This window comes from Ensifer sp. M14 (genome assembly GCF_003355565.1).
Lineage (GTDB): Bacteria > Pseudomonadota > Alphaproteobacteria > Rhizobiales > Rhizobiaceae > Ensifer.
Window position 1 is genome coordinate 4,371,924 of sequence record NZ_QJNR01000004.1, and the last position, 22,126, is coordinate 4,394,049.

Here is a 22,126-nt window from a genome sequence, read left to right on the forward strand (position 1 = left end):
ACCTCACTCCGCGGCTTGAGAAAAGCCGACCGTCGCCATCGGCCGGAACTCGTGTTTGTCCTTGCCTGAGACGCGCTCCGACCAGGGATCGACCTGGGCGAATGCCTGGCTGAAGACGAAGCGCTCGTAGAACGCCTTGCGCCGTTCGGCATCGCCCATGATCTGGCGGCGGATCTCCTCGACACCGATGCGCTTGGCCCATTTGTAGATGCGCTCGAGATAGCGGGCCTGCTCGCGGTACATCTGCGTCAGCGCGACGATATGCTCGAGCGCCTCGTCTTCGGTCTTCACCAGGCCGAGAACCTCCGTGCCCTTGATGTCGAGCCCGGCGGCACCGGCAAAGTGGATCTCGAAACCGCTGTCGACGCAGATGACGCCGATATCCTTGCAGGTGGCTTCTGCGCAATTTCTCGGACAGCCGGAGACGGCCAGTTTCAGCTTGGCCGGCGTCCACGACCCCCACATGAATTTTTCGATGCGGATGCCGAGGCCGGTGGAATCCTGGGTGCCGAACCGGCACCAGTCGGAACCGACACAGGTCTTCACCGTTCGCAGGCCCTTGGCATAGGCTTGCCCGGAGACGAAGCCGGCCTTGCCGAGGTCGGCCCAGACGGCGGGCAAGTCTTCCTTCTCGATGCCGAGCAGATCGATGCGCTGGCCGCCGGTGACCTTGACCATCGGGATCTCGAACTTGTCGACGACGTCGGCAATCGCGCGCAGTTCCCCCGAATTTGTGACGCCGCCCCACATGCGCGGAACGACCGAATAGGTGCCGTCCTTCTGGATATTGGCGTGCACACGCTCGTTGATGTAGCGCGACTGATAATCGTCGGCATATTCGTCCGGCCAATCGCTGACGAGATAATAGTTGAGCGCCGGGCGGCATTTGGCGCAGCCGCAGGATGTCTTCCACTCCAGTTCCTGCATGACGGCGGGAATGGTCTTCAGGCCCTTGGCCTTGATCAGGCGGCGGACATCGTCGTGCCCAAGCTCGGTGCAAGTGCACATCGGCTGGACGGCGGCGGGATTATAGGCTTCACCCAATGTCAGCGACATCACCTGCTCGACGAGCCCGGTGCAGGAGCCGCAGGAAGCGGACGCCTTGGTATGGGCACGCACCTCGTCAAGCGACGTCAGTCCCTTGCCGGTGATCGTCGACACGATCTTGCCCTTGCATACGCCGTTGCAGCCGCAGATTTCCGCATCATCCGGCAAGGCTGCAACGGCCGCCGTAGGGTCCAGCGGGGACCCTCCCTGATAGCCCTGGCCGAAAATCAGGGTTTCGCGCATGGCGGTGATATCCGCGCCCTTTTTCATCAGATCGAAGAACCAGGATCCGTCCGACGTCTCGCCGTAAAGGACGGCGCCGATGATGCGGTTTTCCCTCAGCACGAGGCGCTTGTAGACGCCGGCGGTCGCATCGCGCAGGACGATCTCCTCGCGCCCCTCGCCATCGGCAAAATCGCCGGCGGAGAAGAGGTTGATGCCGGTGACCTTCAGCTTCGTATTGGTGACGGAGCCATGGTATTCCGCCTCGCCGCCGGCGAGCCGATCGGCAAGCACCCGGGCGCTCTCATAGAGCGGCGCCACCAGGCCGTAGCAGGTGCCGCGATGCTCGGCGCATTCGCCAAGCGCATAGACCGCCGCATCCGACGTCATCATGCCGTCGTCGACGACGATGCCGCGGTTGACGGCGATGCCGGCCTCCTTCGCCAGATTTGACGCCGGACGAATGCCGACGGCCATGACGACCATCGACCCCTCGATGATCCGGCCGTCTTCGAGTTCGATGCCCTCGACCTTCGTTTCGCCCAGAATGCGCTTGGTGTTGGCCTTGGTGATGATGTCGATGCCGCGCTCGGTGAGCGCCTTTTCGAGCAGATAGGCCGCGGCCGGATCGAGCTGGCGCTCCATGATCGTCGGCATCAGGTGGATGACGGTAACATCCATGCCCTGACGCTTGAGCCCGTAGGCGGCCTCGAGACCGAGAAGACCGGCGCCGATGACGATTGCGCGGCCACCATCCCTGCTGCCGGCAAGCATTTTCTCGACATCGTCGAGGTCGCGGTAGGCAAGCACGCCGGGCAGCTGGTGGCCGGGCACGGGAATGATGAAGGGGCTGGAGCCGGTCGCGATCACCAGCTTGTCGTAGGTGACGGTGATGCCGTTTTCCGCCGTGACCGTGCGGGCCGTCCGGTCGATCTGCGTGACCTTGGCGCCCTTGTGCAAGGTGATGCCATTTGCGGCATACCAGGCGTCGTCGTGGATGACGATATCGGTATAGGCCTTTTCGCCTGACAGCACCGGCGACAGCATGATCCGGTCATAGTTGACGCGCGGCTCGGCGTTGAAGATCGTGACCTCGTAACGACCGGGCGCCTTTTCGAACAGTTCTTCGAGCATGCGGCCCGGCGCCATGCCGTTGCCGACGATCACGAGTTTCTCGGGATTTTGGTGAGCCATGGGAAATCACTCCGCAGCTTCGACGAAACGATGGCGCTCGTAGAGGAACTTGAGCACCGCTTCGCGGCATTTGAGATAGGTTCGGTCGGCGGCAAGCTCGATGCGCCGGCGCGGACGGGCAAGCGGCACGGCGAGGACTTCGCCGATGCGCGCCGAGGGACCGTTGGTCATCATGACGATACGGTCGGAAAGCAGCACGGCTTCATCGACATCATGGGTGATCATCAGCACCGTATTGCCGAGCTCGGCATGGATCTGCATTACCTGATCCTGCAGGTGGGCGCGGGTCAGTGCATCAAGCGCACCGAACGGCTCGTCGAGCAGCAGCACCTTCGGTTCCATGGCCAACGCCCGGGCGATGCCGACGCGCTGCTTCATGCCGCCCGACACCTCGGACGGACGCTTGTCGGCAGCATGCGCCATCTGCACCAGCTCGAGGTTGCGCATGGTCCACTCATGGCGCTCCGCCTTCGACTTGGTCGAACCGAAGACCTTGTCGACGCCGAGGCGGACGTTCTCGTAGACCGTCAGCCAGGGCAGCAACGAGTGGTTCTGGAAGACGACGGCGCGGTCCGGTCCCGGCTCATCGGCAACGCGGCCGTCGAGCAGCACCACGCCGGTGGTGGCCTGTGTGAGACCGGCGACGATGTTGAGCAGCGTCGATTTTCCGCAGCCGGAATGGCCGATGATCGAGATGAATTCGCCCTTGTCGACGGAAAGCGAGACCTGCTTCAGAACTTCCGTCCTGACGCCGCCGCGTTCAAAACTCTTGTCGATCAGTTCAAGCGAGAGATAGCTCTTGGTCATGATCTTTGCCTTTCTCACGCGGTGGCAGTGCCGCGGGTGACGACGCGGCCGACGAGGGCGATGAGACGATCGAGGAAGAAGCCGACGATCCCGACGTAGATCAGCGCAACGATGATGTCGCTGATCAGCGACGAGTTCCACGCATCCCAGATGAAGAAGCCGATGCCGACGCCGCCGATCAGCATTTCGGCAGCGACGATGGCGAGCCAGGACAGGCCGATGCCGATGCGAAGGCCGGTGAAGATATAGGGGGCCGCCGCCGGCAACATGATCTTGCCGAAGTATTCGAAGGCATTGAGCCGCAGCACCTTGGCGACGTTCTGATAGTCCTGCGGAATGTTGCGGATACCGACGGCGGTGTTGATGATGATCGGCCAGATCGCGGTGATGAAGATCACGAAGATCGCCGACGGCGTACCATCCTGGAAGGCAGCCAGCGACAAGGGTAGCCATGCAAGCGGCGGCACCGTGCGCAGCACCTGGAAGATCGGATCGAGGCCGCGCATGGCAAGCTGGCTCTGACCGACCAGCGCACCGAGCGCGATGCCGACCACGGCAGCGAGCGCATAGCCGATGGCCACCCGCTGCAGGCTCGCCGCAATGTGCCAGAACAGGCCCTGGTCGACGCCCTGGCCGACATAGAAGGGATGAGCGATCAGCTCCCAGCTTTCCTCAAGCACCCGCGTCGGAGACGGCAGGCTGGAATCGGGCGCCGAACAGACGATCTGCCAGGCGATAAGGATCAGCGAAAGCGTGACGATGAGCGGTGCGACATTTGCGGCCCCGGCGGAGAGCCGTGCCAGCAGCGGACGGCCGCTTGCCCGCTTCACCGAGCGGGTAAAGGCAATCACGGGGGCGGCAGGCCGCGGCGCCGACTGATCCTTGAGTTTGAGGTTGGTGACGGACATACCGTTCTCCTTGGAATTCGAAACCGGATGCTGGCGAGCGACGCCCGCCAGCACCGCGATGGCTCAGGCGACGCGCGAGATCGAAAGGCTCTTGAGATAGGCCTGCGGGTCCGCCGGATCGAAAACCTTGCCGTCGAAGAATTTTTCGATGCCGCGCGATGTCGAGGACGGGATGTCGGCAACGCCGAGCTCCTTGGCCGCCTCGCGCCAGATGTCCTCGCGATTGACCTTGGTAACGAGCGCCTTGATGTCGGTATCAGGCGCGAACTTGCCCCAACGGATGTTCTCGGTCAGGAACCATGAATCGTGACTCCGGTAGGGATAGGAGGCGTGGTCGCGCCAGAATTTCATGAAATGCGGGCTGTCCTCAACGATCTTGCCGTTGCCGTAGTCGTATTCGCCCTTCAGCCGGTCGACGATGTCCTTCGGCGGAACGTTGAACCAGCTGCGCTTGCCGACGATCTTCGCCAGCTCTTCCTTGTTGGCCATGTCGTCGCACCATTGCGCCGCTTCCTGGATTGCCATGGTCAGCGCCTTGGCGGCGCGCGGGTTCTTCTCCACCCAGTCGGCGCGCATGGCGAAGGATTTTTCCGGGTGCTCGTTCCAGATCTCGGCGGTGTTGACGGCGGTGTAGCCGATCTTCTGGTTGACGAGCTGCTCGTTCCACGGTTCACCGACACAGAAACAGTCCATCGTGCCGACCTTCATGTTGGCGACCATCTGCGGCGGCGGGACGACGATGGTTTCGACATCCGAGTCCGGGTCGATGCCGCCGGCGGCGAGCCAGTAGCGCAGCCACAGATCATGCGTGCCGCCGGGGAAGGTCATCGCCACCTTGGCCGCAGCGCCTTCCGCCTTCTTCCGGGCAAAGGCTTCCTTCAGCGCGGATGCGTCCAGACCGACCTTGAGATCGGCATAGGCACCACCGACAGAGATCGCCTGCGCATCGAGGTTGAGGCGGGCGAGGATCGCCATCGGCAGCGGCTGGTTGTTCTGCGTCACCTTGCCGGTCGAAATGAGATAGGGCATCGGCGTCAGGATGTGTGCGCCATCGATGCCGGCACCGGCCGAACCGAGCACCAGGTTGTCACGGGTCGTGCCCCAGGACGCCTGCTTGACCACGTCGACTTCGGTCATGCCGTGTTTGTCGAAGAACCCTTTCTCCTTGGCGATGATCAACGGCGCTGAGTCTGTCAGAGCAATGAAGCCGAGAACGGCCTTGGTGGTCTCGGGACCGGCCGACTGTGCAAAGGCGCCGGTCGGGAAGGCCGTCTTGACGGCACCGAGTAGGGCGGCCGTCGCTGTGGTTTTCAGCAGGCCGCGGCGGGTCAGTCCGCCAGTCGAAAACTTGATCATGCGCAGGTTCCTCTGCTGCTGCCGGGCAAAACCGGACATAAAAAAACGCCGCTTGGTGATTGCGTCCGGGATCAGGAGGAATCCTCGGGAAACAAAAACCGTGCGACGTCAGTGTCTCTGGCAAACGCGATCTGGCGTTTGTACTCGCCTCAATCGCCGTTGACCGAAGCAATTTCTAAAATGCAAAGGCCGTGCCAGTTCGAACGAAACCAGCTTATGTCATTGATATGAAAGGAGAAAAAATCGAGCGACACAAATGCACAACAAAATAGCTATTATAGACTCTGCTGAATTATTGTGCGCCGCACACAACAGGTCTGGCGACTCTGCCCAAACAAGCAGCGCCCGGCGGCATCAACTATCGGCGTCAAATGCCGCCGCACTGCCTGTGGCGCGGACTGGAAACGCCTCGACATAGGCCTCGATGGCAGCCGGGTCGAAGACATGTCCGTCCATGAAACGATCGTCGGCAGATGCGCCCTCGATCGCAATGTCCGGCCCCGCTGGCGCAGCGCCATTCCCGAGCGCGAGACGATAAAGATCCGGGCGATAGGCAGACGCCGCCGCCGTCATCCCGTCCGGGTTGATCCTCGCCTGCCCCCAACGCGCCATCTGGCTGTAGATCCAGAGCGCATGGCTGGAGCGGGGATAGTTGGCGAAACCGCGATGGAAAACGAAGTAGTCATCGATGACCCGACGCTGCCCTTCAGCGTCGATGGTGAACTCGCCGGAAAGAACCCGACGGATAATTTCGACCGGGGCGCCGACATAGCGCTGGTCGGCGAGCACGTCGGACAACGTATCGCGATTTTGCGGATCGTCGCACCACTGCGCGGCGGCATCCAGCGCCACGATCAACCGCGAAACGGTCTCCGGATTGGCCTCGGCCCATTCGGGGCGCATGCCGATCACTTTTTCCGGTGCCGACGGCCAGATATCCTGCTTGGCGGCAACAATCCGCCCGACGCCGCGCTCGGACGCGACCATGTTCCAGGGCGCACCGACGCAGAAACCATCGATCGCGCCGGCGGCGAGCGCATCCGAAGTCATCGGCGGCGGTACGACCACGAGCTTGACGTCACGATCCGGATCGATGCCGCCGGCAGCCAGCCAATAGCGGAATTCGTAATTGTGCGACGAAAAGGGGTAGGTGACGCCCAGGGTCGGCGGCGCTTCGCCATGCGACGTCATGCGCGCAAGCACGGCGGCAAGCGCTTGGGCATTGGCAAGCGCGTCCCCAGCGCCTTCAAGCCCTCCCTCCTCGGCCATCCGGGCATAGAGCCGGTTGGACAGCGTGATGGCGTTGCCCCCGCGCCCGAGCGAAAAAGGCGCGATCGCCGGCGACGGGTTGGAGCCGAGACCGAGCATCGCCGCGACCGGCATGGGCGAAAGCATATGGGCAATATCGAACTGGCGGAAAGCCAGCCGATCACGAACATTGGCCCAGGACACGTCCTTGACCAGATCGAGTGTCAGGCCCTCCTTCTGGGCAAAGCCGAATTCGCTGGCGGCGACGAGTACCGATGCATCGACAAGCGGAATGAAACCGGCACGCAGCGTGCGGGCGCCTTCGCCGCTTACCTTTTGCGGCGCCGGCAAGCCGCGGCCGGTCGAGGCCTGAGCACTGCCGATACCGCCGAAATTGGCCATGATGTTCACTCCATTCACTCCTTGCAGCAAGCCGATGCGCGGCGCGCCCTTGCCATCACATCAACAGGCCGGCCGCCGTCACCACGCTTTGCGCGATTTCCGACATCTTCTTCTTTTCGTTCATCGCCGTCTGGCGCAGCAGGGCGAAGGCTTCCTCTTCCGACAGACCGCGGATTTTCATCAGGATCCCCTTGGCGCGCTCGACGACCTTGCGCTCCTCGAGCGCGGATCGGGCGTCGGCCAGCTCCCTCTGCAGCCGGCTGAAGGCATTGAAGCGGCTGACCGCCATGTCGAGAATAGGCTTGACGCGCTCCTTCTTAAGGCCGTCGACGATATAGGCCGATACGCCCGCCTCCACCGCCGCTTCGATCGAAGCCGTGTCGGAGCGATCGACGAACATCGCGATCGGCCGCCCGACCGTGCGCGTCAGCTGGAAGAGATGCTCCATCATGTCGCGATTGGGATTTTCGATATCGATGACGATGACATCGGGCCTGAGGCTGTCGATGATACGCGCGACGCCCTGCACCTCATGGATGACGGTGACCTTGCGATGCCCGGCCTCATGCAATCCTTCCTCAATGATCGAGGCACGGATGGCGTTCTCGTCGATGACGAGAATGGTGAGGTCGCGGTTTGTCATGGCGCAATCATGATGCAGCGCAGCAATTTGCGCAACAGATTTGCCTATTTTCTTGACAGATTTATCATCGCCTATTTTTTAGGCGGGTTGCGCATCCTGTTGGCGTCAGGCGGGGTCATCGGGAACCCGCGCCAACGGATGGGCGCACTGACGCCACGTCGCCGACCGGGGGAAACGGACCTGCAGATGCAAGGATTGCATGCCAAGCGCCCAGACACCCGAGCGAAGCGCCACGATCACCAAAGCGGCAAAGCTAGTTTTTCTCGACCTGCTCGGCCAGCCGACGCAGCCCGACCAAGTCACAGAGCAACAGCTTCTGCCGCCCGCCCTGAACCAGGCCCCGCCCCTCCCAGGCGCTGAGAATGCGCGAGACCGTATGAAGGGTGGTGCCGGTCATCTCGGCAATATCCTGACGGGAGATCGGAAAATCGATACGCACACCCAGCTCTTCACGTTTGCCCGCCTGTTCGGCGAGACGCAGGACCGCGTGCGCGACGCGGCGCTCGACTTCCTCCGTCGACATCTCGCGAATGCGGGTATGGGCCTCGTCGAGCCGTTGGCCGATCGTGTGCATCGCATTGATGGCGAGATGCGGATTGCTCTCGACGAACACGTTCCAGAGCTCGGTCGGCCAGGCAAGAACCAGGCTTTCCGTTGCCGTCATCGCGGTGCCGGGATAGTCGCTGCGCTGCAGCGCACGGGCAAAGCCGAACAGATCGCCCGGATTGACGACACGCACGATGATCTGCTGGCCATCACGGGTGACTTGGGTGACCTTCAGGCGCCCGTGCAGAAGCAGGTAGAACGAGTCCGCCGCGGCTCCCTGTTCGAACACGGCCTCGTTCTGAGGCACGCGCCGGACGGTTGCATGCGCAAGAAGCTTGTCCAGCTCCTGATCGCTCATCTTCTGAAACAGCGGCAGCGATTTTACGAGTGTTCGGTCCAGTGCAGCCACGTCGTTTCCTGTCTCCTGCGCATCGGTTATGCGGGCTGCTATATCACGTGCGATCGGATGGCAGAAGCGGACAGCGCTCCGTCATGGCCCGGCGGAGGCTATAATGAAGGCCTGCGCTGTTACACCGCACCGGGGAAACGGCGTTCGAAGGCGTAGAGCATCTTCGCATACCAGCGATCGTCGCGAACCAGGCGGAAGCCGAGATTGTCCGGCGGCACGCCGACGGCGCAACCGCCGCTCTTCGGATCGCGAATGAAGAAGCTCATCGACGCGCGATGCTTGCCGTCGACGACGTAGATGCCGCAGGCCGGTGCCTCTTTCAGCACGTCACCATTCTCGCCGATCGTCACCCGGCGGTGGCAGGTTTGGGTCCACTCCCAGACATTGCCGTCGAGATCGGCAACGCCGAATTCGTTCTCGCCGAACGTACCCGACGGCTGCGGCATCGGGTTCTTCGACTTCTGCCGGCTGGATTCGCGCTCGTAGTCGGCGAGCCACCGGAGCGCCGGATTGTCCTTGCTGCCGTCGATGCCGAGCGCGTCATCAGGAAACTTCTTGCCGGCTGCAAAGGCCCATTGCCGATCGGTCGGCAGCCGCCAGACCTGGCCGGTTTTTTCGGTCATCCAGACGGCATAATTGCTGGCGTCCGTATAGTTGACACCGGTCATCGGCGTATCATTGCCAAGGCTTGCCGCCGGTTCACCCTTTTCGCAGGCGCCGTCTTCGACGCAGCGTTGGTAGTCCGTGCGGCTAACCTGGTACTTCATGATCCTGAACGGTTTCGCAAGCGTCGCATCGACAAGCGGCGCATCGACGGCAAAGCCATTCTTGATGAAGTGGCCCTCGGCCCGATACTCCATGCTGCGCGGCTCAATCGTCACCGTCACCGGCGCCTCGATGCGGTTATCGACCGATGCGTCGAGATCATCCAGCAACCCGACCTTGGCGGAAAGCACCCCGCCGATGGCAACCAGCAGCAAAGCCGGAACGGCAACGGAAAACACCGAGACCGAATTCCTGTGACGTCTATCGCGCATGATCTTCCCCTTTTTTGCTGGCAAGCGCCGATGGATCCAGCGCATGCCCTTGTTGCTGGCTCGTCGTGTCCCAAGACATCTTCGGACAACGTGGCCGATGATCATTCCGGCGCTACATCGAGGCCGGCTTGACGACCGAGGTCATCAGATCGTCGTTCCACTCGCCGGTGACCTTGAAGTGTCCGGCTGCTCCGAGTTCGAAGGCCTCGATCAGGTTGTGGTTGACGTAGGCATAGATGCCCGGCTGGCGGAATGTGTAGAACGCGGCGCCGGCCGTCCCGCCCGGAATGAACCAGGTTTCCTGGTCGAGTTCCGGCGGGTTGCGGAACTTGCCGGTTGCCCAGACATAATCGCCGTGTCCGCCGATCAGGTGTGGCCGCGTATCGCGGTTGGCCTGCGAATGGATGACGAGAACGTGCTCGCCCACGGCCGCCGTCAGCGCCTTCTCGCCGGTGAGGGCTCCGACCGCGCCGTTGAAGACGACGTGGGTCGGCGTCAGCGTACGCATGGCCTTGACGGTGTCTTCGTAGGCTTCGCCGGGCGTTTCGTATTTCTTGTAGTTGCCGGCCTCGTCGCGGGGGATGTAGAAGTCCTGCTCGCCCACATAGTAGACCTTGTCATAGGTCAGCGGCTGCCCCTTCTCGTCCTTCAGCCCGTCGCGCGGCAGCACCATGATGGCGCCGTTCATGCCCGAGGTAACGTGCCAAGGCACCATGCCTTCCGGCGCGCAATGATAGACGAAGACGCCTTGCTTGGTCGCCTTGAAGCGCAGGGTCGTCTCCTCGCCGGGATTGACCTGCGTCAGGCCGCCACCGCCGAGCGCGCCCGTGGCCGCGTGAAAGTCGATGTTGTGCAGCAGTGTGTTGGTGGCGGGGTTGATCAATCTGAGTTCGACATAGTCGTTCTCGTGGACGACCATCAGCGGGCCTGGAACCGAACCGTTGAAGGTCATGGCGTGCACCTCGGTGCCCTCGCCGTCGATCACAAGCTTCTTTTCCTCGATGGTCATGGTGAACTCGACCACGCGCGGGCCGGTCTTGGCGACCTGGTCGTGAGCGTGAACGAAGGGCGGTGCAACGAGGTCGACCTTGACCCGCTCCAGTGTCGCAATGTCGACCGGTGCCGCGCCCGTTGCCGCGGGAACGGCGGCCGTTGCGGCCTGGGTCGAGGTCGCCGTCAGGATCGGCGTCAACGCGCCGGCGAAGGCGGCGCCGGCCAGCATCGTCCGGCGGGTCATCTGCAGCTGTTCTGTCATCATTGCTCTCCTTGGGCATGACCGCGCGACCGGAGTGGTCGTCCGAAAATCATGCCGATATTCAGCGTGTTACGGCGGCCTCTGCCGTCTCAGGCGGGCCCACCTCAGGTTTTGACCACCGGTTTTCCAGCAGTCATGTCTCAAGTAGAACCGGGAGCGAATGGCGTCTTTGTCATGGAACAAATCGGCCGAGGAAGGAGACGTTTTTCTGCAAATCGTCGCGCGGGAACGCGTTGGCCGGGCTCTATAATTGCGTTTTCGCAAAGAGGCCTCGGCAAGCCCCGGATACATCGATCCCATCCACCCGTCCGCTCGGCGAAAGAACAGGATCGAACAATGTTTAGTCTCCTCAGCAAACCCAGGCCCAGCGGAGGAATCCCGCGCGGGATCGCCACCACTGGTCCCGTTCTCTTTTCCTATGGCTTCAGGCCATTTTTTCTCGGCGCCAGCCTTTGGGCGATCTTCGCCATGGCCGCATGGATCGCCGCCCTGACCACGGGCATCGACCTTGCCGGCGCCTACGGGCCTGCCCATTGGCACGCGCATGAGATGCTCTTCGGATTTTCGTCCGCGGTACTCGCCGGCTTCCTTCTGACGGCGGTTCCGAACTGGACCGGCCGATTGCCTGTTTCCGGGAAGCCGCTCGCCTATCTGTTCGGCCTATGGGTTGCCGGCCGCCTGGCGCTGCTGGCAACGGATGTCATCGGGCTGACACCGGCTGTCATCATCGAAGCCGTGTTCATGCCGGCATTGCTCACGATCTGCGCGCGCGAAATCATCGTCGGCCGGAAGTGGAAGGATCTGAAGGTCGTCGGTGGATTGGTTCTGCTTTCAGCCGCCAATCTCTGGTTCCACATCGCCGTCGTCCGTCAACTCGACGTCGATGCGGCGGCACGGCTGGCGATCGGCGCTTATGTCATGCTGATCATGATCGTCGGCGGCAGAATTCTGCCGAGCTTCACCCGCAACTGGCTGAACAAGTTCGGCCGGACCGACTTTCCAGTTCCTTACAATCGCTTCGACGCTGCGAGCATTCTCGTCAGCGTGACGGCTCTCGCCTGCTGGACCTTCGCGCCCCAGCATATCGTCACGGCCGCCATCGCTGCCGCAGCCTCCGTGATGCAGGCGGTTCGGCTTATCCGCTGGCGCGGCTGGACCACCTGGCCGGACAAAATCGTGTTCATCCTGCACGCGGCCTATGCCTTCGTCCCACTCGGCTTTGCCGCTGTTGCCGCCGGTGCAATGGGTGCGCTCGACACTTACCCGGTCATGCATGTGATGACTGTCGGCGTCATGGCCTCGATGATGCTGGCCGTCATGACGCGCGCCAGCCGCGGACACACGGGCCGACCGCTTGCTGCCTCGAACCTCAGCTGCGCCTCTTACGTCGCCATCATCGGTGCGGCTTTGGCACGGCCCTTCGCCGAAGTCCTGCCGACCCACTACCATCATCTCCTCGCCCTGTCCGGCGCTCTCTGGATCGCGGCCTTCGGGCTGTTCTGCATCGAATACGGTCCGATGCTGGTTCGCGATCGCCGCTCGCCACGTGAGGCCGCATAGCGACCGCAGGAAACTCACCCTGCACAAATGAAAAGGAGGTTGGCGCAGATGCGGCAACCTCCTCGAGACGTTTTCCGGTTACTGCGCGATCGATGCCTCGATCATCATCTCCGGGGCCCACGGCGGTTCGTAGGTGAGCCGCACTTCGGCATATTCGACGCCCGGCACATACCAAACGCAGTTCTGCACGGCCTCCTTGAGAAAAGTGGTCGCCGGGCATCCCTTTATCGTCGTCGTCATCGTCACCCGGACAAGGCCGCCCTCCTGGACGGCGATGTCGTAGATCAGACCGAGATCGACGATATTGGACCCCATCTCCGGATCAACGATCGTGCGCAGTGTGTCGCGGATCCTGTCGACCAGTTCTTCGCTTTCAGCCGGCTGCATTTTCGCGCCCCTTGCGGCCGCCGACGCGGATCAGGATGCGATAAGTCTCTCCGGCCGCATCGAAGTTCCCGGCCCATTTGTGGCCGCGCTTGGCAAGCTCCGGGTAGAGAAACAGCGGCTCGCGCGCCAGCAATGCGAAAAGCACCTCGCCGGCCAGCATCTTTTCGACGACGGCGAGGACACGGACCATCGGCTCGGGCGGATCCAGATCCGTCAGGTCGAGCTGGCGCGCGGGATCCGGCCAGGTATCGAGATCCGTATCACCGGCCGAAACCCTGATCTCGTCCACCTGTTCCTCCGGCGTGAACAGGACTTCCCAATCGCCGTTACCGAGCGGCTGATCCAGGTAGGCAAAGCCGCGGCCGGCCATGACGCTGAAGAGCGGCACCGGCCGGAACGTCGCGATTAATTTCAGCGGCTGGCCGGGTGCGAGACCGTCGACGGCGCTCATGATGGCCTGGAACGGATCGCTGCCGCTCTTCAGAAGCGGCCTGACGTCGAGCTCGTAGGGATCTTTGGTCATGGTTGTCTCCGTGACTGAAACGATGGGAAGAAGAGATGCGGACCGGTGACGCCGCCGGGAAGTCGAAGATTGCTCGGCACGTTGCTGAGCCGTCGTGTTGCCACGAACTCGAAGACCAGCGCATTGACCGCAATCAACTGGCCAAGGCTGCCGACTCGAAACAGCCATGCGCTGTCGAGATAAAGCGCGATCGAGGCAACGGCCACGGTGAGATAGAAGAGCCGGAACCAGAACGCCGCACGCGTCTCGACGACCAGATCCTGAACCCGCGGCGTCGGCATGCGTCCGAGCAGAGGGCCGTAGCATTCGAGCCAGGTGATAAAAGGCACGATCTTGTAGAGCTGCGCCAGCCCCATGCCGGTCAACCAGCCGAAGGTGACGAGATAGACGAGCGGCCCCACATCTTCCTCGATCTGGCCGCTGATGAGCGAAGCCACGAAGATGGCGGTCGCGACAATCAGTGCGGCGAACGCGCCGATGCCGGCGCGGCTGTTGAGCTCGATCAGCTTGCGCTTTCGCTCGCGGTAAATCCTTACGATGTCGGCCATATAAATTCCGATGGCGGTCACGCCGGCGAGCGCGGCAACGGCGAGCAGTGTTGCCCGCCCCGCGACGCCGGCAAGGATCATCGGCACGATGCAGACGATCATGCCGAGGGCCGCAGCGCCCAGTACCCAGACGGTCCGACTGCTGCGTCGTTCGCGGTCGGGGGACAGCATGAACATGGTCAGGAGCCGATAGCTGACCCCCATGGTGGTAAAGCTCAGCCAACCACCCAGCCCCAGCGCGGCATGAAGCGAAACCCCTTCGAGCGTCAGATCGATCGCGCCCGGCGCATCAGCCAATCCGGAAAGAACGAAGGCGTAGGTGCCACCAAGCAAACAAGCGATGACGAGCGACCCGAGTCCGACAGCGACGAAACGCGCAGGCAACGGCAGCGGACGCGCCTGCCACAGCGTCGTTGCAAAGACGATGACGAGCAGGCCGAAACCGCCAATCGTCACCGTCGCACCCGCCGGCAGCAGGAGCGGCGAAAGGCCGTCGGTGCCTGCGAGGCTGGCAAAGCCTAGGACCAGGCTGGTGATACCGACAACCAGCAGCACCAAAGCTGGAAAAGCCAGATGCGGAAACGAAAGCGGCCGACCAACGAGAACAGGCACGAATTGCAACAGGGCCCCCGCCATCAGCAGGCTGAGCCAGCCAAGCGCAATGGTATGAACGAGTGCCAGGGTTTCAGGGGCTTCGATGGAAGAAACCGGATATCCGAAGCCGAGAACCATCATCATCTCGCCGATGGCGAGAAAAATCAGCGCCGCCGCGAAATAGGACATCGTCCAGCGGGATAGCGTGGCTCCGAACATCGCGGTTCATCCTGAACGATAAGCATTTCCAGGAAATGTGAGAAGCGGTCTTCCGCCGGGAAATGCGTAAAAACAAAGAAATGGCGCGTCTGCGGCCCCGCCCGAACCGCAAACGCTTTGGCTGTGGGCGCCCTTTCAGTGACCGCTGCTGCTACCGCAGCAGCAATCGCAGCCGGAAGCCTGTTGTCGACCGATCTCCACCCGCCAGACGTCGGGTCCGCTTTCAAGGTATTCCCAGGTGAATTCACCGGGATAACGGCTTTCCAGCTGGTAGTGCAGCGGGCGCGGATCATGGTCGTTGACGATAATGAAAGAGCCGCCTTCGGCCAGCGCGTTGAGCATGCCGAAGATCTTCGGATGGCGCTCGACGGGCGGAATGGTGCGCACGTCGATGAAGGGCTTGGTCTCTGTTTCTGCAGTGGTCATTTCAGTCCGTTCAGGGCGCCGTTGTTGCCTCGGATTCCGGGAAACGCCGACGCAAACGGCCCGGATTTGCAAAGCCTAGTGCCAGCGACAACGCGACATTTTGTCGAAGCGCAAACAAATTCCGCTTTGCCGCCTGTTGCCCGCTTACTTGGCTTTTCGCAAAGAACTGACGTGGCCACCGGCCTAGAACGGATCGATTGTTTCGACATGCCGATAGGAAAAGCCATGCAATCCACCGCCCTCATGAAATATGCCGAGATGCGCTTGCCGCGTTACACCAGCTATCCGACCGCACCGCGCTTTTCCGCCGGCATCGATCGGGACACCTACGCCGATTGGCTCGGCGCGGTCCCGACGGACAGAGATGTTTCTCTCTATCTGCACATCCCCTTCTGTCGGTCGATGTGCTGGTACTGCGGTTGTCACACCACGATTACCCGACAGGACGAGCCGATCCTCGATTACCTCAATGTGCTGAGGCAGGAGATCGGCATGGTGGCAGATCACGCGTCGGCGGCGCTGCCGATCGGCGAGGTTCATTTCGGAGGCGGGACGCCGACGATCATCGAACCGGAAGAGTTCCTCGCCTTGATGGCGCTCCTGCGTCAACGCTATCGTTTTGGTGCCGAAACGGGCGTGGCTGTCGAAATCGATCCTCGCCGCCTGACCGTTGCCATGGCGCAGGCACTTGGCGAAGGCGGCGTCAGGCGCGCCAGCCTCGGCGTGCAGAGCTTCGACCCGGTCGTGCAGAAGGCCATCAACCGGATCCAGAGCGAGCAGCAGACAGCCGATGCCGTGGCGCATCTTCGCAACGCCGGTGTCGGCGGCATCAATTTCGACCTGATCTACGGATTGCCGCACCAGACGGTCCGCTCCTGCGTCGAGACGGTCCAGGCTGCGACCGCGATGCGGCCGGAGCGCTTTGCCGTCTTCGGTTACGCGCATGTTCCGTCGTTCAAAAAGCACCAGCGCATGATCGACGAGGACGTGTTGCCCGACGCTTCGGCGCGCACCGATCAGGCGCTCGCTATCAGTGAAGCGCTTTGCCAAGCGGGTTACCGGCAGATCGGGCTCGACCACTTCGCCCTGCCCGACGACGATCTGGTGCTCGCACAATCCTCAGGCATGCTCCGGCGGAATTTTCAGGGCTATACCACAGACAATTGCGAAACGCTGATCGGCTTCGGCGCCTCCGCAATCGGTCGCTCGCGAGATGGCTATGTGCAGAACGAGGTTCCTCCAGGGCTTTATGCCAGCCATATCGCCTCCGGCCGACTGGCAACCACGAAGGGTTATCGGCTGACCGAGGAAGACCGCCTGCGCGCCGAAATCATCGAGCGGTTGATGTGCGACTTCACCGCCGACATCAAGGCAATCGCCACCGCACACGGGCGGAATCCGGACTTCCTTCTCGGCGACAATGTGCGGCTGGCGACGATGGTCGATGATGGCGTGCTCGATATCGCCGATGGCGTCATCACGGTCAGGCAGGATCATCGCTTCGTGATCCGCGCTGTCGCCGCGGCATTCGATGCCTATATCGACGACGGACAACGCACGCACAGCAAAGCCGCCTGAACCGCGGCCAACACCCAACACGAAAAGGCCCGGTCGCGACCGGGCCTTTTCGTGTTTCAAATGAACGCTCTATCCCGCCAGGCTTCGGTAAATCGCCGGCAATGCCGCCGGCAGCCGGGCGATATTGCCGACCAACGCGTAGCCGTTATGGCCGAACATGGCAGGCACATAGGATTGCGCCTCGCGGTCGACGGTAACCGCAAAAGTGCTGATGCCGCTGCGGCGCGCTTCCATGACGGACTTGCGGCTGTCCTCCAGCGCGAAGCGCCCTTCGTAATGATCTATGTCGTTCGGCTTGCCGTCGGTCAGGACCAGCAACAGCTTCTTACGGTTGGGCTGTTTCTGCAGTTCGGCCGTTGCATGGCGGATGGCGGCCCCGATGCGGGTATAATATCCCGGCTTCAAGGCGGCGATGCGACTTTCGACGAGCGGGCTCATCGGCTCATCGAAAGCCTTGACGCTCTCCACCTTCACCCAGTCGCGCCGCCGCGAGGTGAAGGTGAGGATCGAATGATTGTCGCCGCAGGCTGACAGGCCATGGGCGAGAATGAGCAATGCCTCTTTTTCGACGTCGAGCACCCGGCGATTGTCGGACCAGGCATCGGTCGAGAGCGAGACGTCGACCAGGATCGTCACGGCGAGGTCATGGACCTGCGGGCGGCTCATCAGGTGGATGCGATCGCTCCCCTGCCCGCCGGCAGCCAGATCGGTGCGGGCGCGCACCACGGCATCGAGATCGAGATCGGCGCCGTCGATCTGCGCGCGCAGGATTTCGTTGCGCGGCCGAAGCACCTCGAACTGGCGCCGGACCCGCCGGATCAGGCTCCTGGTTTCCGCCGTGAGTTCGGCCCGGTCTTCAATGCCCGAGGCCGGTCCGGCCAAGACGCGGCAATGATCCTTGAGATAGCTCGACGTCCTGTAGTTCCACTCGGGATAGGTGAGGTCTGACGTCAACGGCGTCGGATCGACGGCTTCCGGCGGCAGGTCGAGATCGAAGCGAAAGCGTGCAGACGGTCGACCCTTCCGCTCGCCAAGCGTCATTTCGTCCAGATCCTGGGCAGCCTTGTTGTCGTGTTCGTCGCTATCGTCGGACGGTCTGTCGACATTGACCATCTCCGCCATCGCCAGGATTTTCTCGAAGCGGTTGAGGATGAAGGGGCTGCGATCGCCCTTGCGGTTTTCGGGGTTTTCCCTGACGGCCACGTGGCGTTCGGCCTCGGCGATCTGGCTGGCGGCGGCACCTGTTGCCGCAATATCGTCATCGCGGTCTGTCGCCGTTTCCGACCGCAGCAAGGTATCCGGCCACAGCGGAACCGGCAGCAGCGGCAGATACCCGGGTGGAGCACGGTGCGGAAAGATCACCGGCAAAGTCGTATCCAGCTGGCCGGCCGCCTTACGCAGCAACCGCAGCACACGGTTTTCGACGTGCTGCTCCACCGACGGAAGGGAGCCGCGCTGGCGCTCGACGAGAACGGCTTCCGCCAGACGGCAGTATTTGTGGCGCATGCCCGGGAAGCGCTGGAAGACCTCGGCCACGGTCTCCTGCGCCCGGGACAGATATGCCAGATCCGCCTGCAACGGATCCGCTTCATCCCGCGGGACGAGCGGCATGGTCGCCATGTAGGCAACCAGCCAAAAATAGAGGTCGACGTTGAGGTTCCGGTCGGGAAAGATGTCGATCTCGCCAGGCAGCATCAGGGATGCATGATCCCGGCCGGGCTGGACGAGCTTTTCCTCGCCGAGGCCCATCTTCTGTCGCCACTTCAGCCGATGGCCCGACGTGCGGCCGCGCGCCGGTACGATCTGGACCGCGGTTTCGCCGCCGTGTCCGCGAAAGCAGATCGCCAGCATCGGCATCGTGTCCGCCAGCTTGACGGCCTGTTCGGGATAACGCCGCCAAGTGCCGGTGTTGCCAATGAAGCGGTGCCAGGCGCGCCCGACGGTTTCTTCGAGTTCGAGGAAATCCAGCATGGCGCAGTCCTCAGGCAATCAGCGAGGCGGCAACCTCGAGAAGGGCTGCCCGCACATCCGGCTCATCGGTCAGCGGCTCGATCATCGCGGCTCGCACCGCGTCCCGGACCGGCATTCCCGCATCGATCAGGCAGGCGCAATAGACCAGCAGGCGCGTCGACACCCCCTCCTCGAGATCGTGCCCTTTGAGGGCGCGCAGGCGGTGAGCGAGGTTGACGAGCGGCGCCACCTGGCTTGCGGAGAGTCCGCTTTCGCGGGAGACCACCTCGATCTCCTCGTTGCGTGGCAGGAAATCGAACTCGATGGCAACGAAGCGTTGCCGCATGCTCGGCTTCAAGCTCTTGAGCAGGTTCTGGTAGCCGGGATTGTAGGAGACGACCAACATGAAGGCGGAAGGCGCTTCGATCAGCTCGCCGGTCCGCTCCAGCGGCAGCATCCGGCGGTCGTCGGTCAGCGGGTGCAGCACCACGGTCACGTCCTTGCGTGCCTCGACGATCTCGTCGAGATAGCAGATCCCGCCTTCGCGCACGGCGCGCGTCAGGGGACCGTCGACCCAGACCGTATCGCCACCTTTCAACAGGTAGCGCCCGGTCAGGTCCGCCGCAGCCAGATCGTCGTGGCAGGAAACAGTCGAAAGCGGCAGGCCGAGCTTTGCCGCCATATGGCTGACGAAACGGGTCTTGCCGCAACCGGTCGGCCCCTTGAGAAGCAGCGGCAGCTGGCGAACCCAGGCATTCTCGAACAGCGCGCACTCATTGCCAGAGGGACTATAGGCCGGAATGTCGATCGATACCGGAACCAGACTTGGTTGAACAATGCTCATGGCATGTCTCCGTGGAAAAGGAAGGGGATTGGCCGGTCCGGGCAACCCGGACCGGCGCATTCGTTCATTCTGCAGGTTGCATCGATGCGCTCAGCTTCTCGCTGCGCTCCCGGCCGGGGACGAAGATCGCCCAGACGAACATCAGCGCCGAGATCAGCACAAACACGCCGGAGCCGAGCCGGATCCAATAGAACAGCGCGAGCTGGTCCTGAACATCCATGTAACTCTCGCCCAGAACCCGCTGCAGATGGGACTGAAGGACGCCGGCAAAAGTCAGCGCGAAGGTCATGACCGACATCGCCGTGCACATGATCCAGAAGCTGACCATGGAGAGCATCTGGTTGTAGGGCGCCCGGCCGCGGATCTCGGGGATCGCATAGGCCATGACCGCAAGGTTGAGCATCACATAGGCGCCGAAGAAGGCGAGGTGCCCGTGTGCAGCAGTCACCTGGGTGCCGTGGGTATAGTAGTTCACCGACGACAGCGTGTGCAGGAAGCCCCAGACGCCGGCACCGAAGAAGGCCATCACCGAGCAGCCGATCGACCACAGCAGTGCTGCCCTGTTCGGATGCTTGCGCCCGGCCTTCCAGGTCATCACGAAGGTGAAGATCACCATGGTGAAGAAGGGAGCGACCTCAAGCGTCGAGAACAGCGAGCCGATCCACTGCCAGTAACCCGGCGCGCCGATCCAGTAGTAGTGGTGGCCCGTGCCGAGGATGCCCGAAAACAGCGCCAGGCCGACGATGACATAGAGCCACTTCTCGACGACTTCCCGGTCAATGCCGTTGAGCTTGATCATCAGGAAGGCGAGCACGGAGGCCATGATCAGTTCCCAGACGCCTTCGACCCAGAGGTGGACGACGTACCACCAGTACATCTTGTCGAGCGCGAGATTGATCGGGTTGTAGAAGGCGAAAAGGAAGAAGATCGCCACGCCCCAGAGCCCGAAGATCAGGATGTTGGTGACGGTGGTCTTGCGGCCTTTGAGCACCGTCAGCGTGATGTTGTAGAGGAACATCAGCGCGACGATGACGATGCCGACCTTGATCGCGAAGGGTTGTTCGAGAAACTCGCGGCCTTCGTGGATGCGCAGGAGATAACCGACGACGGCGATGGCAGCGGCGATCAGGAAGATCCAGAACTGCGCGATGGCGATCTTGGTGCTGTAGAGTTCGGTCTCGGCCTCTTCCGGCAGGAGATAATAGGTGGCGCCCATGAAGCCCATCAGCAGCCAGACGATGAGCGCGTTGGTGTGCACCATGCGAACGATGTTGAACGGCAGCAGTTCGGACAAGGTATTGGGAAGGACATAGATGGTGCCGGCAAGCACGCCGAACAGCACCTGGGCGAGAAACAGGCCGATCGCTCCGTAGAAATAGAGCATTGCGACCTTCTGGGTCTGGTATTTCATGATTTCACACTCCAATCGCGGCGCAGAGCGTCCCGCCAAACGGCGGATAAGATGCTCTGGGTTCAATGGGTCAGGGCGCCCTTTGCGCATTCTTGCGAACGCGCGGCGCCCTAGCCGGCCTCGTTCGGCGGCCAGTTCTGGGTCTTGATGCGGCTCGTCCACTCCAGGAAATCGGCGAGGTCGTTGAGTTCCTGTTCGGTCAGGTTGAACTGCGGCATCTGGCGGCGCCCTTCGATGCCGCTCGGCTGCGCGGCCATCCAGGCCTTCATCGTTTCACGCGCGCCATCCGGATCGGTCTCGCCGCCCCAGCGCTTCCAGACATTGCCGAGCTCGGGCGCAAAATAGGCACCTTCACCGAGAAGCGTGTGGCAGTTGATACAGGCGTTCTTCTCCCAGACGTGCTTGCCCCGGGCGACAGCGTCGGTCAGGGTCGACTCATCGGTCGAGACGGTCCGCATGTAGTAGTGGCTGTGGGCGGTGAGCCCGACAAAGATTGCAAAAAAGAAAAAGGACCCGCCGTAAAAGACGTTTCGGGCCCCGGTCTTGGTGAGGCGTTCTGCCATCACGTCATCCTTTCGACTTCGGCCAGCCGCAATGACCGTGGCCGGCTTATCTGATCCCCTCCCCGCCTGGGGCCGCGACGTGCGGCGCCGAACTATCGGGGCGCGAACCATGTCTAGGGATTTCCGAAGGGCCTTCTTTGCGTTTTGGCAAACAAGACGGAGAGTGGTTTCAAGGCGATAGCACCACGCCCATCGCAAGCTTTGCCAAGGCCAGCAGGACAAGGAGTGCCGGCCAGGCAAAGAGGCCGAACCGCAGGCCGGCCGGCGCCTGACGCAGGCCCATGAAATCGAGGGCAACCAGGCGGCATTTGACGACCGCCAGCGCCAGCAATGCCACGATCACGACAGCCGTGCCGCCCCAGAGTGTCATGATGATCATGCCCGAAAGCACGATCGCGATCAGCAGTGCCCAAATGTTGCGAAGTCGGCGCGCATCGTGATGGGTCATG

The 22,126-nt window shown here is 62.4% G+C and carries 20 protein-coding genes; 2 read left to right on the forward strand and 18 right to left on the reverse strand.

All coding sequences use genetic code 11. The features are described 5' to 3' along the window. Positions 1–3: 3 nt before the first annotated feature. The 9 genes from nirB to nirK form a co-directional block, all read right to left on the reverse strand. Positions 4–2,463 (reverse strand): nitrite reductase large subunit NirB, encoded by a 2,460-nt coding sequence (gene nirB / locus BLJAPNOD_RS21165; RefSeq protein ID WP_115421048.1) that lies wholly within the window; start codon positions 2,461–2,463, stop codon positions 4–6. Between the two features lie 6 nt (positions 2,464–2,469). Beyond that, the gene (locus BLJAPNOD_RS21170; protein ID WP_077504637.1) at positions 2,470–3,270 is read right to left on the reverse strand and encodes an ABC transporter ATP-binding protein; all 801 of its coding nucleotides are present in this window, start codon (positions 3,268–3,270) and stop codon (positions 2,470–2,472) included. A gap of 14 nt (positions 3,271–3,284) precedes the next feature. Then, positions 3,285–4,178 (reverse strand): nitrate ABC transporter permease, encoded by an 894-nt coding sequence (gene ntrB, locus BLJAPNOD_RS21175; RefSeq protein ID WP_115421049.1) that lies wholly within the window; start codon positions 4,176–4,178, stop codon positions 3,285–3,287. 63 nt (positions 4,179–4,241) lie between these two features. Next, complete coding sequence (locus BLJAPNOD_RS21180) at positions 4,242–5,534, reverse strand: CmpA/NrtA family ABC transporter substrate-binding protein (protein ID WP_115421050.1); 1,293 nt, start codon at positions 5,532–5,534, stop codon at positions 4,242–4,244. Between the two features lie 354 nt (positions 5,535–5,888). Continuing rightward, complete coding sequence (locus tag BLJAPNOD_RS21185; RefSeq protein WP_115421051.1) at positions 5,889–7,184, reverse strand: CmpA/NrtA family ABC transporter substrate-binding protein; 1,296 nt, start codon at positions 7,182–7,184, stop codon at positions 5,889–5,891. A 55-nt stretch (positions 7,185–7,239) separates the two neighbouring features. After that, entirely contained in the window at positions 7,240–7,827 is a 588-nt protein-coding gene (locus tag BLJAPNOD_RS21190; RefSeq protein ID WP_053248712.1) for an ANTAR domain-containing response regulator, read from the reverse strand. 253 nt (positions 7,828–8,080) lie between these two features. Then, positions 8,081–8,782, reverse strand: a complete 702-nt coding sequence (locus BLJAPNOD_RS21195) for a Crp/Fnr family transcriptional regulator (protein WP_244610991.1) — start codon at positions 8,780–8,782, stop codon at positions 8,081–8,083. 119 nt (positions 8,783–8,901) lie between these two features. After that, positions 8,902–9,819 (reverse strand): SUMF1/EgtB/PvdO family nonheme iron enzyme, encoded by a 918-nt coding sequence (locus BLJAPNOD_RS21200; protein WP_115421406.1) that lies wholly within the window; start codon positions 9,817–9,819, stop codon positions 8,902–8,904. Positions 9,820–9,931: 112 nt separating this feature from the next. Further along, complete coding sequence (gene nirK / locus BLJAPNOD_RS21205) at positions 9,932–11,074, reverse strand: copper-containing nitrite reductase (RefSeq protein ID WP_077501422.1); 1,143 nt, start codon at positions 11,072–11,074, stop codon at positions 9,932–9,934. A 336-nt stretch (positions 11,075–11,410) separates the two neighbouring features. On the opposite strand from nirK, the gene BLJAPNOD_RS21210 reads away from it, so the two are divergent. Next, entirely contained in the window at positions 11,411–12,634 is a 1,224-nt protein-coding gene (locus BLJAPNOD_RS21210) for an NnrS family protein (RefSeq protein ID WP_077501424.1), read from the forward strand. 78 nt (positions 12,635–12,712) lie between these two features. On the opposite strand, the gene BLJAPNOD_RS21215 is transcribed toward BLJAPNOD_RS21210, so the two are convergent. From BLJAPNOD_RS21215 to BLJAPNOD_RS21230, 4 genes are all read right to left on the reverse strand, one after another. Then, positions 12,713–13,021, reverse strand: coding sequence for a metal-sulfur cluster assembly factor (locus BLJAPNOD_RS21215; RefSeq protein ID WP_077501426.1), 309 nt, complete (start codon positions 13,019–13,021; stop codon positions 12,713–12,715). Beyond that, positions 13,008–13,544, reverse strand: coding sequence for a DUF2249 domain-containing protein (locus BLJAPNOD_RS21220; RefSeq protein ID WP_077501428.1), 537 nt, complete (start codon positions 13,542–13,544; stop codon positions 13,008–13,010). Before BLJAPNOD_RS21220 ends, BLJAPNOD_RS21215 begins: the two co-directional genes overlap by 14 nt. After that, positions 13,541–14,905: a hypothetical protein gene (locus BLJAPNOD_RS21225; protein ID WP_115421052.1), complete on the reverse strand. Its 1,365-nt coding sequence runs from the start codon at positions 14,903–14,905 to the stop codon at positions 13,541–13,543. Before BLJAPNOD_RS21225 ends, BLJAPNOD_RS21220 begins: the two co-directional genes overlap by 4 nt. Before the next feature lie 135 nt (positions 14,906–15,040). Further along, positions 15,041–15,331, reverse strand: a complete 291-nt coding sequence (locus BLJAPNOD_RS21230; protein WP_115421053.1) for a DUF2249 domain-containing protein — start codon at positions 15,329–15,331, stop codon at positions 15,041–15,043. A 225-nt stretch (positions 15,332–15,556) separates the two neighbouring features. Here BLJAPNOD_RS21230 and hemN point away from each other — a divergent pair, with 225 nt between their 5' ends. Beyond that, positions 15,557–16,909 carry an oxygen-independent coproporphyrinogen III oxidase gene (gene hemN, locus BLJAPNOD_RS21235; RefSeq protein WP_115421054.1) on the forward strand — a complete coding sequence of 451 codons (1,353 nt, stop codon included), beginning with the start codon at positions 15,557–15,559 and terminating at the stop codon, positions 16,907–16,909. Between the two features lie 69 nt (positions 16,910–16,978). Here hemN and BLJAPNOD_RS21240 read toward each other — a convergent pair whose 3' ends face one another. The 5 genes from BLJAPNOD_RS21240 to BLJAPNOD_RS21260 form a co-directional block, all read right to left on the reverse strand. Further along, a complete protein-coding gene (locus tag BLJAPNOD_RS21240; RefSeq protein ID WP_115421055.1) occupies positions 16,979–18,880 on the reverse strand; it encodes a nitric oxide reductase activation protein NorD in 1,902 nt (633 codons plus the stop codon). A 10-nt stretch (positions 18,881–18,890) separates the two neighbouring features. After that, positions 18,891–19,703 carry a CbbQ/NirQ/NorQ/GpvN family protein gene (locus tag BLJAPNOD_RS21245; protein WP_115421056.1) on the reverse strand — a complete coding sequence of 271 codons (813 nt, stop codon included), beginning with the start codon at positions 19,701–19,703 and terminating at the stop codon, positions 18,891–18,893. A gap of 64 nt (positions 19,704–19,767) precedes the next feature. After that, positions 19,768–21,114, reverse strand: a complete 1,347-nt coding sequence (locus BLJAPNOD_RS21250) for a nitric-oxide reductase large subunit (RefSeq protein WP_077501438.1) — start codon at positions 21,112–21,114, stop codon at positions 19,768–19,770. A 110-nt stretch (positions 21,115–21,224) separates the two neighbouring features. Then, on the reverse strand, positions 21,225–21,677 hold the full coding sequence (locus BLJAPNOD_RS21255; RefSeq protein WP_065794809.1) for a cytochrome c: 453 nt from the start codon (positions 21,675–21,677) through the stop codon (positions 21,225–21,227). Positions 21,678–21,846: 169 nt separating this feature from the next. Beyond that, positions 21,847–22,125: a cytochrome C oxidase subunit IV family protein gene (locus tag BLJAPNOD_RS21260; protein ID WP_139353896.1), complete on the reverse strand. Its 279-nt coding sequence runs from the start codon at positions 22,123–22,125 to the stop codon at positions 21,847–21,849. Between the last annotated feature and the right edge of the window lies 1 nt (position 22,126).